Source organism: Natronospira proteinivora, assembly GCF_024170465.1.
Lineage (GTDB): Bacteria > Pseudomonadota > Gammaproteobacteria > Natronospirales > Natronospiraceae > Natronospira > Natronospira proteinivora.
In genome coordinates this window covers 745,661-763,276 of sequence record NZ_JALJYF010000001.1, presented here as the reverse complement: position 1 = coordinate 763,276, position 17,616 = coordinate 745,661, and the positions used below count along the sequence as shown (strand labels likewise).

12 protein-coding genes and 1 tRNA gene are annotated in these 17,616 nt (G+C 59.9%); 8 read left to right on the top strand and 5 right to left on the bottom strand.

Annotated elements, in window-relative coordinates; all coding sequences use genetic code 11:
- Nucleotides 1–4: 4 nt before the first annotated feature.
- Genes J2T60_RS03605 through J2T60_RS03580 form a run of 6 tightly spaced genes read left to right on the top strand, consistent with a single transcriptional unit; the run spans nt 5 to nt 6,169 of the window.
- Complete coding sequence (locus tag J2T60_RS03605; RefSeq protein WP_445376037.1) at nt 5–298, top strand: cation:proton antiporter; 294 nt, start codon at nt 5–7, stop codon at nt 296–298.
- Complete coding sequence (locus J2T60_RS03600; RefSeq protein ID WP_253447611.1) at nt 298–1,275, top strand: hydrogenase subunit MbhD domain-containing protein; 978 nt, start codon at nt 298–300, stop codon at nt 1,273–1,275. The genes J2T60_RS03605 and J2T60_RS03600 overlap by 1 nt, the downstream gene beginning before the upstream one ends.
- Nucleotides 1,272–1,586 (top strand): cation:proton antiporter subunit C, encoded by a 315-nt coding sequence (locus J2T60_RS03595; RefSeq protein ID WP_253445538.1) that lies wholly within the window; start codon nt 1,272–1,274, stop codon nt 1,584–1,586. The genes J2T60_RS03600 and J2T60_RS03595 overlap by 4 nt, the downstream gene beginning before the upstream one ends.
- Nucleotides 1,576–3,054, top strand: coding sequence for a complex I subunit 5 family protein (locus tag J2T60_RS03590; protein WP_253445535.1), 1,479 nt, complete (start codon nt 1,576–1,578; stop codon nt 3,052–3,054). The genes J2T60_RS03595 and J2T60_RS03590 overlap by 11 nt, the downstream gene beginning before the upstream one ends.
- Nucleotides 3,054–4,529, top strand: a complete 1,476-nt coding sequence (locus tag J2T60_RS03585) for a proton-conducting transporter transmembrane domain-containing protein (protein WP_253447607.1) — start codon at nt 3,054–3,056, stop codon at nt 4,527–4,529. Before J2T60_RS03590 ends, J2T60_RS03585 begins: the two co-directional genes overlap by 1 nt.
- Nucleotides 4,526–6,169: a complex I subunit 5 family protein gene (locus J2T60_RS03580; protein WP_253445532.1), complete on the top strand. Its 1,644-nt coding sequence runs from the start codon at nt 4,526–4,528 to the stop codon at nt 6,167–6,169. Before J2T60_RS03585 ends, J2T60_RS03580 begins: the two co-directional genes overlap by 4 nt.
- A gap of 9 nt (nt 6,170–6,178) precedes the next feature.
- Here J2T60_RS03580 and J2T60_RS03575 read toward each other — a convergent pair whose 3' ends face one another.
- Entirely contained in the window at nt 6,179–7,726 is a 1,548-nt protein-coding gene (locus J2T60_RS03575; RefSeq protein WP_253445529.1) for an alpha/beta hydrolase-fold protein, read from the bottom strand.
- A 96-nt stretch (nt 7,727–7,822) separates the two neighbouring features.
- Between J2T60_RS03575 and J2T60_RS03570 the strand changes: the two genes are divergently transcribed.
- Nucleotides 7,823–7,910, top strand: a tRNA-Ser gene (locus J2T60_RS03570).
- Between the two features lie 62 nt (nt 7,911–7,972).
- Here the strand turns inward: J2T60_RS03570 and gloA are convergent.
- The 4 genes from gloA to J2T60_RS03550 form a co-directional block, all read right to left on the bottom strand.
- Nucleotides 7,973–8,509 carry a lactoylglutathione lyase gene (gene gloA / locus J2T60_RS03565; RefSeq protein WP_253445526.1) on the bottom strand — a complete coding sequence of 179 codons (537 nt, stop codon included), beginning with the start codon at nt 8,507–8,509 and terminating at the stop codon, nt 7,973–7,975.
- A 12-nt stretch (nt 8,510–8,521) separates the two neighbouring features.
- Nucleotides 8,522–11,818, bottom strand: a complete 3,297-nt coding sequence (locus tag J2T60_RS03560) for an EAL domain-containing protein (RefSeq protein ID WP_253445523.1) — start codon at nt 11,816–11,818, stop codon at nt 8,522–8,524.
- A 67-nt stretch (nt 11,819–11,885) separates the two neighbouring features.
- Entirely contained in the window at nt 11,886–14,114 is a 2,229-nt protein-coding gene (locus J2T60_RS03555; RefSeq protein WP_253445520.1) for a cyclic nucleotide-binding and patatin-like phospholipase domain-containing protein, read from the bottom strand.
- 114 nt (nt 14,115–14,228) lie between these two features.
- The gene (locus J2T60_RS03550) at nt 14,229–16,601 is read right to left on the bottom strand and encodes a helicase-related protein (protein WP_253445517.1); all 2,373 of its coding nucleotides are present in this window, start codon (nt 16,599–16,601) and stop codon (nt 14,229–14,231) included.
- A gap of 248 nt (nt 16,602–16,849) precedes the next feature.
- Here J2T60_RS03550 and J2T60_RS03545 point away from each other — a divergent pair, with 248 nt between their 5' ends.
- Nucleotides 16,850–17,524: a Bax inhibitor-1/YccA family protein gene (locus J2T60_RS03545; protein WP_253445514.1), complete on the top strand. Its 675-nt coding sequence runs from the start codon at nt 16,850–16,852 to the stop codon at nt 17,522–17,524.
- Nucleotides 17,525–17,616 lie beyond the last annotated feature (92 nt).

Sequence of the window (17,616 nt, the reverse complement as noted above, 5' to 3'; positions counted from 1 at the left end):
CGGAATGAATGGGATGGACATGATCGCGGTGATTATCATGGGCTTCGGCTGTCTGTTCTTTCTTGCCGGAACCGTCGGGGTGCTGCGCTTTCCCGACACCCTCAGTCGATTACACGCCCTGACCAAGGCCGACAATGTGGGTCTGGGCCTGATCTGCCTGGGCCTGGCCCTGCATGACCGGACCGCCTCGGGCATTTTGCTGCTCTTCTTCATCTGGTTGCTGGCCATTTGCTCGGCCACCCTATCGGCCTTTCTTATCGCCCGCTGGCACCAGGCGCACTCAGGGGACGAGTCGTGATGATGGAGGCCGGCCTTGTCTTTGATGGACTGCTTTGCCTGGGGTTGCTCTGGCTGGCCTGGCAGGTTGTAATCTCCCCGGGCCAGTTCCGAGCCACCGTACTGTTCATGGTCTTCGGTTTGCTCATGGCCGCCTGTTGGGCTCGGCTGGGTACCCCGGATCTGGCCCTGGCGGAAGCCGCCATCGGGTCCGGTATCACCGGGGCTTTGTTGCTCAATGCCTGCAAGGCCAGCTACACACAGTCACAACCGGCCTCTGAAACACCCCCGGGGAAGCTGTATAGAGGCGCTTGTGTCGTACTCTGTCTGCTGCTGTCCGCCGGCCTGGCCTGGCTGATGCTGCCCATGCCCGGCACAGGCGGGCCCACGGCCGATGCGGTCACTACCGCCCAGGCAGACCACTTCCTGGGCAACCCGGTGACTTCGGTACTGCTTGATTACCGGGCCTACGACACCCTGCTGGAAATGGTGGTCCTGCTCCTGGCCATCATGGGGGCTCGTATTCTCATTCATCAAACGCATCTGCCATCACTGCACCCGCCCCGGCAAAGTGACCCGCCCATGGTGGCACCACTGGTAGCCGCCGCCACCCCACTGATGCTGCTCACCGCCTTTTACCTTTTCTGGGCGGGCAGCCACTCCCCCGGTGGTGCTTTCCAGGCCGGTGCCCTGCTTGGTGCCCTGGGCGTCATGTATCGCCTGACCGGCCGGATGGCGGCCCGCGATCATGCCAGTCCGCTGATCCGGCTATTGTTAATTGTCGGTCTGGGGTTGTTCTCATTGTTTGCGGTATGGGGCTTGTGGATTGATGGCATGCCCCTCAGTTATCCGGCCGTCGAGACCCTTGCCTACGGACTGGTGTTGGGCATCGAGTTTGCCCTGATGATTTCCATTGCCCTGACCCTCATGCTCATGTTCTCCGCCACGCCGGGGCTTGCCATGACACGGCAGCCGGGTGAAGGGGGGAATCAATCATGAGTGCCGCCTTGTTCACCCTGACTGCTGCTGCCCTGTTCGGCCTGGGACTGTACGGGGTATTGACCCGGCAAGCCCTGATACATCGGCTCCTAGGGGCCAATATCATGGCCACAGCGGTTTTCCTGTTCCTGATTGTGCTCTCAGCCAAGCATCCCGAAGACCCTGATCCTGTTCCCCAGGCCATGGTCCTGACCGGCATTGTCATTGCCGTCAGCCTTACCGCCTTTGCCCTGGCATTGATTCGCTACTTCCACGCCTTGTCCGACGCTCAATCGGATCAGCCGGAAGGGGGTCACCGTGGTGGCGATTGAATTTGGTCCCGCCATGGTGACCGCATTGATCTTCGGCCCGTTGCTGACCGGGGTACTGGCCTTCCTCCTACAGCGCCCGGCTGTAGCCGACTACCTGAGCATCCTGATAGCCACGGTTTTCCTGGCCTTGCTGATTCCCTTCAGCGGCCTGGTATTGCTTGAAGGCCCTCTGCTCTATCAGCTCGGCGGTCACCCGGAAGGGATTGCCATCCCCCTACAGGTGGACGGGCTCAGCCTGGCCATGCTCTGGCTGTGCAGCATTCTGGCCCTGGTGGTTGCCATTTATGCCCGGGCCTGGATCCGGCAACAAAAGCCGGCCGCCGGCGGTGAATACCGAGTGCTCTGGCTACTGCTCTGGTCCGGTCTCAATGCTCTGTTTCTCTCCGCTGACCTGTTCAATCTCTATGTCACCCTGGAAATCACCACACTGGCCGCCGTGCCCCTGGTAATTCTCAGCCGGGGGGCAGCCCCCCTGGATGCCGCCCAACGCTATCTTTTCTTCGCCCTGGTGGGCTCCATACTGTTCCTGCTCGGGGTGGCCCTGATCTACGGTCATGCGGGCACCCTTTCCTTTTCGCTGCTAGCGGAATCCGATGTAAGCGGACCCGCCGCCACCGCCGCCCTACTGTTCATGACCGCCGGGCTGGCCATGAAGGCCGCCCTGTTCCCGGTTCACAGCTGGCTGCCCTTGGCCCATAGTGCCGCCCCCAGCCCCGCCAGTGCCCTGTTGTCGGCCATCGTGGCCAAGGCCGGTGTCTATCTAATTCTTCGACTCTGGCTTGGTCCCCTGGCGGAGGCCTGGACCCCGTCCCTGGCCCAAGCCATGGGCCTGATCGGGGCCATAGGCATTCTGTATGGCTCCTACCAGGCCCTGCGCCAGAACCGGCTCAAGCGGGTTATCGCCTATTCCACTGTCGCCCAGCTGGGCTATCTGCTCCTGCTGATCCCCATGGCCTCGCTCATGGCCTGGAACGGGGTGATCTACCACGCTCTCAGCCATGGTTTGGCCAAGGCTGCCCTGTTCCTGGCCGCCGGCAATCTGATTATGGTGCTGGGCAATGACCGGCTTCGGAATCTGGCCGGCTGCGATCGAATGCTGTCCAAGAACATCATGGCCATCGGTATTGCCGGTGTCTCCATCGCTGGCCTACCACCCACCGGCGGCTTCATCGCGAAATGGTGGATGATTTCCGCTGCCCTGGAACAGGGGCAGTGGTGGTGGGCCCTGCTCATCAGCCTGGGCGGACTGCTGGCTGCTGCCTATATCTTCCGCATTCTTCGCCACGCATTCTTCCTGCCCGACCCCTATGCGGAATCTCCCCTGCGAGAGGCAGATGGAAAGCTGTCCCGAGCCCTGGTCTGGCCACCGGTCATTCTCGCCCTATTGGCTGTATTCCTGGGTTTCGCCGGTGAGCTGCTGGCGCCTTTCCTGGAGATCGGAGCCCCTAATGGGAGGCTGCAGCCATGATGGCCTATACCGCCATGCCGCTGTGGGTAGTGCTGGCCTCGCTGGTGGCCGGGCTGCTGATTCTGGTGCTGGGCGAGCCCTGGCATCGGACCCGTGTGGCCATCAATCTGGGTGCCGCAATCGCCAAACTCGTCCTGGTGGGCATCATGCTCTGGGGGGTGGCCCGAGGTCATGAATTCCACTTCACCCTGGCCCTGTTGCCCGGACTTGAACTGAAACTGCATGCCGATGCCCTGACCATGTTGCTGGCCACCCTGTCAGCCATCCTCTGGCTGCTGACTACGGTGTATGCCATTGCCTATCTGGAGACCTCGCCCAATCGGGCCCGATTCTTCGGCTTTTTCGGCCTCTGCGTGGCAGCCACCATGGGGGTCGCCACCGCCGGTAATCTATTCACCTTTTTCATCTTCTACGAACTACTAACACTGGCCACCTGGCCCCTGGTGGTTCACCGAGGGACTCGTGAGTCGCTTCGCTCCGGCACCCTTTACCTGGCCTTCACCCTGGGCGGCGGTGCCTTGATGCTACTGGGTATTGTCGGCCTGCAGGTCATCAGCGGTACCACTGAGTTTCTCCCGGGTGGTTTTTTGAATAAGGACCATGCCCCGGCCGCCCTCCTCCAGGGACTCTTTCTCCTGCTCTTCATCGGCTTTGGGGTCAAGGCCGCCATCGTTCCCCTGCATGTCTGGCTACCCCGGGCCATGGTGGCACCGGCGCCGGTGAGCGCCCTGCTGCATGCAGTAGCGGTAGTCAAGGCCGGGGCCTTCGGCATCGTGCGTTTGGTCTATGACGTCTACGGTCTGGAGCTGACGGCCCAACTTGGCATGAACATGCTGGTGGCGGGTGCAGCGGCCTTTACCATTATTTACGGCTCAGTAATGGCACTGCGACAGAATGACATCAAGCGACGCCTGGCTTATTCCACTGTCAGCCAGGTTTCCTATATCGCACTGGGTGTAGGGATCGGTGGTCCGCTGGCCACCATCGGCGGGCTGGTTCACTTGGTTCACCAGGGCTTGATGAAAATCACCCTCTTCTTCTGTGCCGGCAACTTAGCTGAGACCCATGGCATCAAGAAGGTTTCTGACATGAACGGCATTGGTCGCACCATGCCCTGGACCACACTGGCCTTTACTGTTGGGGCATTAGGCATGATTGGTATTCCGCCGCTTGCGGGGTTTGTCAGCAAGTGGTATCTGGGCCTGGGCGGCATTGAGGCTGGTCACTACTGGGTGGTGGCAGTGCTGGTAGCCAGTACCCTGTTGAATGCCGCCTATTTCCTGCCGGTTCTGAAGCGGGCCTGGTTTGACCCACCCCCTGATGATCGCCCCACTGGCGTACAGGAAGCTTCCCTGCATTTGCTCTGGCCGTCGCTGTTTACCGCGGCGCTAGCCATTGGTGCAGGCATTCTGGCCGGCATGCCCTTCAGCCCCCTGGAGTGGGCCATACTGATTACCGAGCGGGTGTACGAATGAGTCTGCCCAGCCTTTCAACACTGATGGCCTTTTGCCTTCCCTGCTTGCCACTCCTGCTGGCCATGGGGCTTTACATTCCAAGGCTTCGCCAGACCGCTCTCACCCTGGCCCCCTGGGCGCCTCTCACGGCCCTGCCCTTGCTGGGGCTCCAGGGAATGGTCGTGGATTTACCCTGGCTGCTGCTGGGCGCTCGAGTGGGCATCGACGGCCTCTCGGCACCCTTGCTGATACTGGCCATCACAGCCTGGACCCTGGCTGGCTGGCACGCCTGTCGACACATGGAGGCCGAGGGTCGTCAGCGCTTTTTCCTGTTCTGGCTGTTGAGCTGGACCGGCAATCTCTGTGTTTTCATCACCCTGGATACGGCCAGCTTCTATGCCGCCTACGCCATGATGACCTTCTCGGCCTACGGGCTGGTGGTATTTTATCGCCGTCCGGAGGATTACCGGGCCGGGCGCATTTATCTGATGATGGCGCTACTGGGGGAGGGACTGATCATCAGCGGTCTGCTGCTGCTCGGCAATGAACTGGGCAATGCGGCGCTGGGAATGGCTCAGCCCGGGGTGGAAGGCTTGGAAGAGGCAAGTCTGGCGGTATGGCTTTTTATGGCCGGCTTTGCCGTCAAGATGGGTCTGGTGCCGCTGCATATCTGGCTACCCCTGGCCCACCCAAGGGCACCGGTAGCCGCCAGTGCCGTGCTCAGTGGCGTTATCCTCGTTGCCGGCCTGATGGGTTGGCTGCGCTTTTTGCCCATCGGCGAAACAGGTTTCCAACTGCCCGGGCAGACATTGCTGGGTCTGGGCCTGGCCACTGCCTTTATTGCTGTCATCCTGGGGCTGTGCCAGGAGAAGGCCAAGCCCTTGCTAGCCTACTCCAGCATCAGTCAAATGGGGCTGATCAGTGCTGGTGTGGGTGCCGCCCTGGCCTTTCCGGAACAGGCCGGCCCCCTGCTGGCGATAGTAGTGCTCTTCGCCCTCCACCACGGCCTGGCCAAAGCAGCGCTTTTCATGTCGGTGGATGTGCTGGATCAGCCAAGATCCTGGATCCACGCCCTGCGCTGGCTACCGGCCTTGGCCCTGGCCGGTGCACCCCTGACTTCCGGGGCCCTGGCCAAGGTCAGTCTCAAGGGGCATTGGCCCGAGGCCCTGTCCACACTGGAAACCGGCCTACTGCTCAGTTCGGTAGCCACCACTCTATTGATGCTGCGCTACGGCCTGATTACCGCCAGCAACAACCCCAATCGTGAGCAAACCCGGCTGCCCTGGCCCTGGCTTCTTCTCCTGCTTGCAGGGCTGTCGCTACCCTGGCTGACGGCCACCCAGATCGCCGAGGTTCAGCTGGCCCTGCCCTTCCAGCACCCGTATCTGCTAGACACCGTGACCCCCATTGCCGCCGGCCTGATAATAGCCGCCATGGCCCGGCGATGGTGGCCGACCGGAGTCCATCCGAGAGTTCCTCCCGGCGATCTAATTGTGCTGTTCCGATGGAAACCGTCAATCCCGGTACTCATCCCACCGGTTTGGCCAAGGAAACCGAGGACAGGGAACTGGTCGGCTTATCTGGAAACCCGCCTGACCGACCTGGGCACCGCCTTGCTGCTCTGGCTTGGTCTGCTGGTCCTCATCTTCCTCTTGCGCTGACACTGGCTATCAGTCTTCCTCCAGGCGCTGTGCCATTTGCTGAAGGATTTCCGCATGGCTCAGGGGAATCCAGCAATGGCCCTCCAGTCGGCCCCAGGTGAAACTAGCCTCGGGATCCGGATTTTCCAGTGACTCCAGCAACTCGGAGAAGCGATACATGCCCGGATTGAGGTAGTAGTCATCCATATCCCCCATCCAGATATTGAGCTTACCCTGGAGATCAGGGCCGATCTCATCCCAGTTGTCGCGCACATAACGGCGAAGATCATACTGGGTCCAGTGCTCCACCACCTCGGGATTGATTTCCCCCGTATGTTCATCCCAGGCCGGAACCGGCAGACCATCCTCGCCGCGAGGCCCGTAAAGGGCATGCCAGGCGCCCCACTGCTCGCCTCCGGTGAGGAAGGTATCACCTCGCCCCATGACCCGTTCCATGGCAATCTCGGCCTCGATGGAGAACTCCGGATCCCCCTCGGTGGAACGTTTACTGGGGATCAGATAACCATGCCGGTTGTGGTAGGCATTATCATCTTCATACAGATTGATGAGCTGGAACCGACGGAAATCCGGACTGTCGGCACAGAAAGACCAGGCACCATTGAACTGCTCCGGATAAAACAGCTGCATGGCCAATGAGGCCCAGCCACCGGTGGAACCACCATCGAGGAAACGGGCTTCGGGCTCTCCGATGGCCCTGAAGCGCTCTTCAATATGGGGAATCAATTCCTCCACCACCGCATCTCCCCAGGGCCCGCTATTGGCCGAATTGATCTGATAAGGGTCCCCAAAGGGCCCGGTGCCATCCAGGAGCACCATGATGAACTTGGGATTGGCCGGATCATACCAGTCATCCCTGAATTCGCTGCCAGCTTCCATGAGCTCCAGTGCCCGCGTGTACCGGGAACCATAACCACCAATGTTGTAGCGAACGGGATAGCTTTCATCACCGTCTTCCCAGTCCGTGGGGAGGATCACCGCGGCACGCAGATAAATGTCCTCTTCCCAAAACTCGCTCAAATGCTCACTGTGGATACGTACAAAACGTAGATTGGGACGGTCCGCCGGCAATTCATCCGGCCGGTAATCGCTCAACTGCAGTTCAATTCCCCCCCGATCCGCCGGCCATTCCACGGACACCGGTTCCGAGAGCCAACTGCCTTCACTCACTACCTGATGGAAGAAAAAGTCCGTCTTGTAGACGGCCTGAAGCTGGTAGCGACCCTCGGGAACCTCCGAGAGCGCCTCCCGGGGAAAACCCGCCATATCCTCAAACAAATCCAGAGGGGATTCGCCGGACCAATCGGAGACATCCATGGCGAAAAAGGGATCGGAATCCGCCATGGGCGGGAAGCCCATGTGATGGTGCGGAATCTCGGCATCCTCCGGGGCGAACACTACGAATAGACGCCCCTCCTCACGGAAATCATCCAGACCGTCTTCCGGTGGGGCCACGGTGGCCCATGCTTCCGGTTCCGCTTCTCTTTCACAGGCGCCCAATAGCAATCCACCGGCCCCAATCGCCAGCAACACCCCGCCCAGTCTCCAGATTTTCCTCATCCCGGCTCTCCAATCGGCAATGGCATTCCACAAAATACAGTTCCTCATGTTATCCTTTTCAACCGCTCCTTGGGAGTGAGTGGCCCAGTGTGAATCGGAGAGGTGGCAGAGTGGTCGAATGCGGCGGTCTTGAAAACCGTTGACCCGCAAGGGTCCGGGGGTTCGAATCCCTCCCTCTCCGCCAGACATAAAAAAGCCGCCCGATGGGCGGTTTTTTTATGTCTGGCGGAGAGGGAGGCCCAAGCACTATCCCCCCAAGCGGGCCATCCGCCCAGGCTCGACAATCTCAATCCAGTAACCGTCTGGATCCTTGATAAAGGCAATATCCTTCATCTTGCCGTCTTCCGGGCGCTTCACATAGGCCACCTGGTTTTCATCAAACCAGCGAATGGCGGCGTCCAGATCCGGCACGGCAAAACAGATATGGCCAAATCCCTGGGGCTCGCTATTACCATCATGATAAGCCACATCCGGGTCATCCTCGGTGCCCCAGTTGTGGGTCAACTCAAGAATGCCGCGCTGGCTAAAGGTCCAGCGTGTGCGTTCAGCACGGTCTTCCGGAATGGTCTCATCATTATCAGGTTTTGCCAGGAAATACAGGGAAAAGGACATTTCCTCAAAATCCAGACGGCGCAATACCCGCATGCCGAGCACATGACTGTAAAAGTGCAGCGAACGTTTCGGATCCTTGATTCGCAGCATGCTGTGATTGAAGCGAAACCCCTGAGTTTGATCTCGCACCGATTCACTCACACCCGGATACTGTTCCGTATTAAACGCCATTGGGAAAACTCCTTACTTCATGTAACTGGTAGAAAGATCAAGGTCTTCTAGCGGCATGGGCTTGGCGAAAAGGAAGCCCTGCATAATGTGACAGCCTCGAGCCAGGAGAAATTCCTTCTGGGCTTGGGTTTCCACACCCTCCGCCACCACCTGCATACCCAAGTTGCGAGCCATGGCAATGGCTGTTTCAGCGATGGCCGCATCGTCACTGTCATCCGGCAGATCCATGACGAAGGAACGATCCAGTTTTATCTGGGAAATGGGTAATCGCTTGAGATAGCTCAGGCTCGAATAGCCCGTGCCAAAGTCATCCAGAGCAAAGGTCAAGCCCATCTCGCGTAGCGCCCTAAGCTGTCCCAATAAATTCTGGGAGAGGTCCATCAAGGTACTTTCGGTAATCTCCAGCTTAATCCGCTCCGGATTCGCCCCGGTCTGCTCCAGAAAACTCCCCATTCGATCCACGAAGACCTCACGCCGGAACTGCAGAGCCGAGATATTGGCGGCCACGGTCACATCACCATATCCCTGTTTGGCCAAGGCCGCCTGTTGTCGACAAGCCTCATGCAAAACCCAGTCACCCAGGGGGATAATCAGCCCGGAACGTTCCGCTGCGGCAATGAAACGGACTGGCATCAATAAGCCTTCCTGAGGATGGGCCCAACGGACCAGGGATTCCAGTCCCACTGTCCGCCCCGTATTACAATCGATCTGGGGCTGGAAATGAAGCAGGAACTGGGAATCATCCAAGCCCTTCCGGATGCCACTTTCGATGAACAATCGCTCCCGGGCGTCATCGCTCATGCCGGGCTCAAAGAACTTGGCATTATTCCGACCCGCTTCCTTGGCCCGGTACATGGCGGTATCAGCATGCTGCAGTAGCGCTTCCACCGAATCACCATGATTCGGATACAGTGCAATGCCAATACTGGCCGTCAACTTGAGCTCATGCCCACCAATGGCGACTGGCTCAGACAAGGATGCCATCATTTTCTCCGCCACCAACTGTGCCGAGCCCTGCTCCTTGAGACGAGGCAGCAGCAGAACAAACTCATCCCCCCCTAGCCGGGCGAGAATATCCTCGGATCGGATACTATCGCGAAGCCGTTCTGCGATCGCAGTCAAGAGAAGATCCCCCACGCTATGTCCCAGGGAATCATTGATGGTCTTGAACTCGTCCAGGTCCAAAAACATCACGGCCAGTGAATCCTCATGGCGGCGGGCGGACTCCAGGGCTGACCGAGTACACTCCAACCACAGACTGCGATTGGGCAATCCGGTCAGTTCATCATAATGGGCCAGGCGCTCGATTTTCTCCGCCGCGTCCCTTGCCTCGGTAACATCCTGGGCGATACCACGCAATCGCCATGCTTGACCACCTCGCCAATCGCTTTCCACCACCAGACGCAAAACACGATCCGATGCGGATTCAGGGCGGCAATTCATCTGATACATGCCGGTTTCAACTTCAGCACGATCAATGATCTGACGTGTGGAATCACGATCCTGGTGATGAATTTGTTCCAAAAGGTCCTTCATGGACTGCAGCTCGCTTTGCCCGCAATAGAGGATTCGAGCTAGCCCTTGGGAAGCATGAAAACTTCCATCATTCAAATCCACCTCCCAACTCCCCATGCGAGCAATGCCCTGGGCCCGATTGAGTGCCTCCTGCTGCTCCCTGAGCTCGTCGGTTGCTACAGCCAACTGCCGGGTACGCTGATCCACAATATTGGAAACACGTCGAGCCTGACCAGTAAAGAGCAGCAGAAAGGCTCCCAAGGTCCCGGTCAAAAACAATCCAGCCAGCCCCGCCGTCCACATGGGCCAGCCTTCCGCAACACCGGTGTATTGGGGGGTACCCACCAGCCGTAATTCCCATTCACGACCGGCGAAGTCAATAGTTTGGCTTCGGGACAACGCATGTTTTTTTGACCAATCATCCTGAAGGCATTCCCCTTCTCCGGCCAGGCCTTGAATCTCCCCCTCTCCAGTACGATCCAGCAAACACAGCTGCATACCTCGCGCCAGACCGTCCTCCACCATGGACTGAATCGCATGGTCCATCCGAAAGGCTGCCGTGGCCAAACCAATCACCCCATCATCGTCCACTTCACCATGCACTGCACGACTCCGGTGTACGGCGGCATATACCACCACGCCCAGCTGATCTTCAGCTTCCTGAGTCAAACGAAATGGCTCGCTGGCAATGGGTTCGCCTGTGTCAATGGTTTCATCGATGGCACGCCGGGGAGCAGAAATGGAAACGGGATCCAGGCCCAGAACGAGCCGATTGGATGCCATGGGCTCCACGAAAAGAATCGGAAAGTATTGCTCCCGATCCTCGGCAGGATGCAGGGCACCATCCGGCCGTCGATCCCGGATGGCGTAGGGGAAGCCCATCACTTCAGCCTGGCGTTGCTCAAAGGCGAGTCGCTGTTGCTGGCTGACCCGTGGGTTGAAACTGAAATTCTGCGCACCCGGATGACGCTCAAGAAACAGCGCTACAAATGCCTGGAATGTTTGCCTGTCCAGCTCAGGGGAAATGGCCAGAAACCTCTGCAACACCCGAATCATGTCCAGTTGGGCGAACAAGTGCCGCTCTACCTGATGGGCTGTCCTTTCCGCGTCCAGCTGGAAACTGGATTCCCGATTGCCGTCCTCTACCAGGGCTACCTGACGGAATACCAGAATCGTCAACAGTCCCGTGGCCAACAGGGGGATGCTCAAGCCCAGCCTCCTGGGTCGCCAGACCTCTCGGGGTTGACCAAAAAAGACGAGGGCAATGGGAATCAGCAACAGACTGCCCAGCATATCTCCCTGCCACCATTGCAACCACAAAATGAACGGGCCACGCTCGCTGGGCAATACCTCGTTCCACAGCATGGGCACGGAAACACTGGCGTTGATCAAACAAGAAAGGGGTACTACCACCAGAATGAAGGTCAGAACAGAACGGAGGCTATCCAGGGGATGGGGCCAGTCAAGCAGCTTGCGGGCCAGCAAGCCGCCCAACAGGGCCTGCAAGGTGACCGAAACCGGATTGATGAACAAGGCCCAAAGAACAACAATCTCATCCTCACGGCCCCAATGACTGACTGTTGCACCCCATGCCAGAGCACCCAGAAAAATACCTGGCCAGGACCGAACACCAAAGACCAGGATGGCGGCAAGAGCAATGCCAGCAGGCAGATAGACCGGGGTGATGAAATCATCCGGCCGGGGCAATTGAAGGGAGACCCATGCGGCCAGCACGTACGCCAGACCAATCCCCAACCAGAGCCCCAGCCGCTTCAAGGCATACGATCCAGTCAATCCGGTCTCCCGCTGACTAATAGGCGATACCATGCACTATATCATTGACGACTGAATCTAGGAGCGCTTAGCCAGCAGTACCCAACAACTGGGCCCGAAGGTTCGACACATTCATATCCGACAGTGCTTCCTGGGCCGTGGTATAGCCGAAATCAATGATTTCCCCAATGGGACGGCGGCCATCAAATACCGGGCTATCATCCGGAATGGAGAGCGACAAGTCCAGTTGATTCCGGACCGTAGTAGTGTCCTTGCGGGTCCTTGCCATCAAGGCGGTCAGCAGAATCCTGTCATGACTTCCTCTACTGGGCCCCTCCACGTCCTCTACCCCCTTTCCGCGCCAGGCCGCCAGTGCCCGACGAAGCCGTTGCACGCTTCCGGGATGTCTCGTCTGGCTTTCGGACAGGCCATTTTCCAGTAAAAAAGGGCCTGGATAGCTGTCAATACCGATGGTGTAGGCCGTCTGCCCGGACAACAGGTCCGCCGGCAAGCTATTGAGGATAGCACCATCCACATGGATATCCTGATCAAACCGCGCGGCCGCGCCCTGTCCGGGGATCGCCATACTGGCACGCACGGCACGCCATAACGGCCCCTGACGATGGACGCTCAAGGACTGATGGGAAAGATTGGTGGACGTACAGCAAAAGGGTCGCCATAGATCCTCAATACTCGTCTCACCGAATAATGTTTGGGTCGTAGCATCATCAAGGCGAGCCGAGTCCAGGCACTGCCAATCCCCATAGTGGGCCAGCGCATCGCCCAATCGGGCCTGGCAGAATATGCCGCCTACGGCCGCACCGACACCACTGCCGGCTACCATATCCACGGGCACATTCACTTCATCCAGTGCCTGAAGCGCGCCCAGTTGCGCCAGTGCCCCCTGTCCATGCCCTCCCAGTGCCAGTCCCACACCCCGGTGGGCGAGCAAGCGAGCCGCCCGTGCCAGATCCTCACCGTGTCCCCAGCGGACGTGATAATGGCTGTCTAACGACCGGGGCGCCAACCAGCGATGGGTATCCACCGGCACGGCCAGGCTCGTCTGGTGCATCAGCAGCAATCGTTGCCGTCTGGACGTGCCACCGACTTTCTGGATTTCAGCTTCCAGCCCCCGGGGACGGGGATCCCCACGGCTGTCAGCCACCACCAGGACTTCATCGGCCTCGGCCAGACAGCATCGAGACCATGCACTCATTCCTTCTGCTTCCACCCCGTCTGTTGCCAGGAAGAACAGTTCATGCTGTGCGGCCTGCTCTTCCAGCCACAGGGTCAACCCCACCCGGGCGGGATCTTCCTTTTCGGCATCCCGCAGGGCCTGATCGCCCAGCCCTTGGGCAGCCTTCCGGCGGGAGACCATGCCCACCAACCCGCTCAAAGGCTCGCAAAGCGAGGTCAAGACCTCATCCAGATCGATAGAAGGCTCCGCCGCAACCACGGCGATTCGTCGGCACCCGCCCCGCTCCCCGCTTCGTTTTCTCTGAGTGGTCTGAAGCCGACCGATCAGCTCACGGGTAATACTGAGCATCAATTGCGGATGCTCGGCGCTGAGGGATTCAAAGATTGTTCGGGAAAGGCGCACCAACAGGCTGGGTCGGGCGGCCACCACGGCCGCACTGCGGGGTTGATTGGAAAGCAATCCCATCTCCCCCACCACTTCCCGCCGGCCCAGGGTGGCGATGGGTACGTCCTCACCATCCAGGCCCTGACTCAGGGCCCAGAATTCACCACTGACGATGAAATAGAGACTGTCGCCCGGATCGCCGCGACGAAAAAGGATCTCGCCACCATCCACGGCCACCCAGTCCAGGCGTTCGGACAGCATGCTTCGGTCCGACTCAGCCAAGTCGCCAAAATAATGCTCTATGATATCGCCCAGCTCATTGCGACGGATCCGTGCCTGAACCTGGGCCTCCAGTGCCGCTTGCATTTCCGGCGACTGCCACAGCAAGGGAGTCAGCGATTCAGCTTCCAGTCGTACCAAACGGGTCTCTTCCAACGCCCGAACCGTGGCGCCGCGCCGGCCTTCCAGCAACACGGCCAGCTCCCCTACCGGATCACCGGGCCGAATCAGCCCCAGCCGCCGATGCCCACCGCCATCACGATGCTGAACCGCCTCCAGCAGACCATCGATCACGATATACAGGGCATCGCCGTCGTCCCCCTGCTGGAACAGGACCTGATCCACCGATAGGTGCTGCTCGGAAACCTGTTCGATGAGGCGACCAAACACCTCCCCATCGACACCCTCGAACAGGGCCGAATCCCGCAGAACAGCCCGAAGCCGGGCATCAATCATGCATCACTCCCTCAAGGGGCCCAAGCATTAACCGGGCCCCGAAAACCTCCAAGTAGACTAAACGGTCACCCCAGGGGGGGCAATCGCCCATGTGGAGCCCCCCACGACCACCCTTCAACGAACATCTTCTACCTTGCTGTCACGGCGATACTGAATTTCCCAGCCAGACCAGGCAGGCAACTCCCAGCGTTTGGGCACCGTTTTGCGTTGCCCGGATTCCGGCTCCAGCATAATCTGCTTACGAGACACATCGTACAAGACCCGGAGTACCAGATCACCCAGAAAGAAGCGTGCCGGATATTGCCGGTCAAAGGCTTCCCGCTCCCAATCCGGTATGCCCTTGAACTTAAGATCATCCGGCTCAATCAAGGCCAGATCCTCCATCAGATTCAGCCCCAGGGTTTCCAACCGTGCTATCAGCCAGGGCTTGACCTCGGGGACCTCCGGTTGATCCGGCATGTCCGGCGCCATGCTTTCCCGATGCTTGCCCAGCGCCACATATAGAGCCCACTGCTGCAGATCTTCCTTCAGATGCGAGCCGGCCGGTATCAACATACGATCCGCCAACACCAGCTCGGCGACCGCCTGTCGCAAAGCGGTGCCGCTTGGCCGGGTTTCTTCCCGAGCAACGGTACGCCCGGCATATTCACGCCTCTCCCGGACCCGGGGTTCCCCCGATTCCAGTCGCACCTCATCCAGGGTGACCTGTCCCAGGTCCAAATCCTGAATCAGGGACAAGGGCACCGGTGCCAGGCAGGTGGCCAGGGTACGGGTCTCCCGGGTCCCCCGTTTGCCGGGCACACTGTGATCATCCAGAACCAGGGCCGCCAGGGCCTCGTCCTCCATTCGGGAGCGCTCATCAATGATGACCTCATCCCAACCGTTGCCCATGGCAGAGGGCCGGCGTTGACGCCGCACATACAGTAACTCCGGGGCCGCCTTGGCCATGGCCTTGAGCCAGGCCGCCCGATCCACCGTCAGAACCTCGGGGATGTTCCGGGGGAGACCCAGGGCCATGCGCATCTGTTCGGCCAGGCGTCGGGCCTCCTTGCGTGCGCCGGGCCGGATATTAAGCGACTCAGGCGCTCGCCCGCGGATCACGGCGAGAAGCGTGGTGGCGTCGCAGGCCAGCGGTTGCCAATCCGCCAATTCCACCCGGGCAACCGCCGCCTCCGGCAAACGCATCAAAGGCGGGCTGACATTCAGGGCTGCAGTGAGATCCACCATCGCCGCCCGGCTAGATTCATCCGGCATGGCCGAAATCAGGTGGGCAAACAGCGTGTCAATGGGCAGGGCAAACAGGGCCCGTCCGTGGGCGGTGATTCGGCCTTCCTGGTCCACCGCGCCCATGCTCTCCAGACGGGCCCGGGCCGTGGTCAGGGCTCTTTCCGGCAGGCGGTCGGGGAATGATAGCGACGCCAAGCGATAGCCGGCACTGGCCGCCGCCAACATCATCTCGGTCAGATCCTCACGCTGTATTTCCGGTGGCCGAAAGGAGTCCAGGGGCGCCTGACGCCCCCAAAGCCGGTAGCAATGGCCCGGCGCCACCCGGCCGGCCCGGCCCCGCCGTTGTTCGGCATTGGCCTGGGCGATCGGGGCGAGCTGTAACACCGTGCGATTGTTACGCCGTGCCGTACGCCGTTCCAGTCCGGCATCCACCACCGCCGTCACCGCCGGAATCGTCAGGGAGGTTTCCGCCACATTGGTGGCCAGGATGATCCGCCGGCCCCGGCCCGGTTTGAGGGCCCGCTGCTGCTCATTGGCCGGAACACCGGCATGCAGTGTCAGGCATTCAGCGTCCAATCCGCCCAGGGCAGCCTGCACCGACTGGATCTCACCTCGCCCTGGCAAAAACACCAGCACGTCTCCGTCGGTCTCAGACAGCGCTCGCTCCACCGCGGCCCGTGTTCGCGCCTCCAGGCCCCGTTTGTCGGGCATGCCACGGACATCACCCGCCACATAGTTCACTGATACCGGATAACTTCGGCCTTCCGCCTCCAACACTCGGGCGTCGAGATAATCCGCCAGCGCTGGTCCTGACAGGGTGGCCGAGGTGGCCACCAAATGATGCTGCCGTCGAGCTTTCAAAAGCGCCAGCAGAAGATCCGTATCCCAGCGCCGTTCATGGAACTCGTCCAACATCACCACGGCAAAATTCGCCAGGCCATCCTCGGCCAGCCACCTGAGGGCAATCCCCGGGGTCACGAAAACCACCTCGGTCTCCGGTCCAAAGCAACTGTCAAAACGGATGGCATAGCCCACGCTCTGCCCGGGCCGTTGGCCAAGAGATTCGGCCAGGAAAGTGGCCAGTGCGGTGCAAGCCACCCGCCGGGGCTCGATCACCAGCACACGGCCCGCCTGACGGCACCACAACGGCAAACGGGTGGACTTGCCGGAACCGGTGGCCGCGGACACCACCACATGGCCCGTTTCCAGGGCCTGCCGGAAATCATTCTCTAGGTTATCAATGGGAAGGGTATCGGACATGGGATGGGGATTTTACAAGCCCCGGACACGGCTCGAAAGTCATGCGAAGACCGCGATTGATTGTCACCCGGGGCTAAGGCCTGTGTTAGCATGAATCGATACATGAACGGGCTGGCTTTTCCCAGCACAAGTCGGGAGAAAATTCAGCCAGCCCCGGTCCAATGAGCAGTGAGACTGCCGCCCGGGGTCTGACCGCCCCGGGCGGCGTATCCACAGGAAAATGCCACAAAGAACGGAGATACGCGACCATGCGCACGACTCGTCAAGATCCCTATTCCGCCGTCAGTCGGCAGGAGTCGGTCCTTGCAAGTAACAAGGTACTGAGAAACACCTATGGCCTGCTGGCTCTGACCCTGATGTGGGCCGCCGGTGTGGCCGGCGTGGCCATGATGATGAATCTGCCCCATCCGGGCATGCTGGTGACCCTGGCCGGTTTCTTCGGTCTGCTGTTTTTGACGCATAAGACGGCGGACAGCGCCTGGGGCCTGCTCTCTGTCTTTGCCTTCACCGGCTTCCTGGGTTACACCGCCGGCCCCATCGTCAATGCCTATGTGTCCGGCATGGCCAACGGGGGCGAACTGGTGATGATGGCCCTGGGTGGCACCGGCGCCATCTTCCTGGGGTTGTCGGCCTATGTGCTGACCACCAAGAAGGATTTCACCTTCATGGGTGGCTTCCTATTCGTCGGCATCATCACCGCCTTCCTGGCAGGCCTGGCGGCGGTCATCTTCCAGATGCCGGCCCTGTCCCTGGCAGTATCCGGCATGTTTGTACTGCTGATGTCCGGCCTGATCCTGTTTGAAACCAGCCGGATCGTGAACGGGGGCGAGACCAACTACATTCACGCCACCGTGTCGCTGTTTGTCAGCATCTACAATCTCTTCCTAAGCCTGCTGCATCTGCTGGGCTTTGCCAACGACTGATTGGGTCTGAATCACGGTGGAAAGGCCGGCCCGATGTGGGCCGGCCTTTTTCGTCATGAGTATAAAAAAACAGTTCGCCAGATGGACGTCAT

Coding starts and splice junctions, on each gene's coding strand:
- J2T60_RS03580 (WP_253445532.1), top strand. CDS start 4,526: ATGAGTCTGCCCAGCCTTTCAACACTGATGGCCTTTTGCCTTCCCTGC.
- J2T60_RS03575 (WP_253445529.1), bottom strand. CDS start 7,726: ATGAGGAAAATCTGGAGACTGGGCGGGGTGTTGCTGGCGATTGGGGCC.
- J2T60_RS03585 (WP_253447607.1), top strand. CDS start 3,054: ATGGCCTATACCGCCATGCCGCTGTGGGTAGTGCTGGCCTCGCTGGTG.
- J2T60_RS03555 (WP_253445520.1), bottom strand. CDS start 14,114: ATGATTGATGCCCGGCTTCGGGCTGTTCTGCGGGATTCGGCCCTGTTC.
- J2T60_RS03595 (WP_253445538.1), top strand. CDS start 1,272: ATGAGTGCCGCCTTGTTCACCCTGACTGCTGCTGCCCTGTTCGGCCTG.
- J2T60_RS03550 (WP_253445517.1), bottom strand. CDS start 16,601: ATGTCCGATACCCTTCCCATTGATAACCTAGAGAATGATTTCCGGCAG.
- gloA (WP_253445526.1), bottom strand. CDS start 8,509: ATGGCGTTTAATACGGAACAGTATCCGGGTGTGAGTGAATCGGTGCGA.
- J2T60_RS03605 (WP_445376037.1), top strand. CDS start 5: ATGAATGGGATGGACATGATCGCGGTGATTATCATGGGCTTCGGCTGT.
- J2T60_RS03600 (WP_253447611.1), top strand. CDS start 298: ATGATGGAGGCCGGCCTTGTCTTTGATGGACTGCTTTGCCTGGGGTTG.
- J2T60_RS03545 (WP_253445514.1), top strand. CDS start 16,850: ATGCGCACGACTCGTCAAGATCCCTATTCCGCCGTCAGTCGGCAGGAG.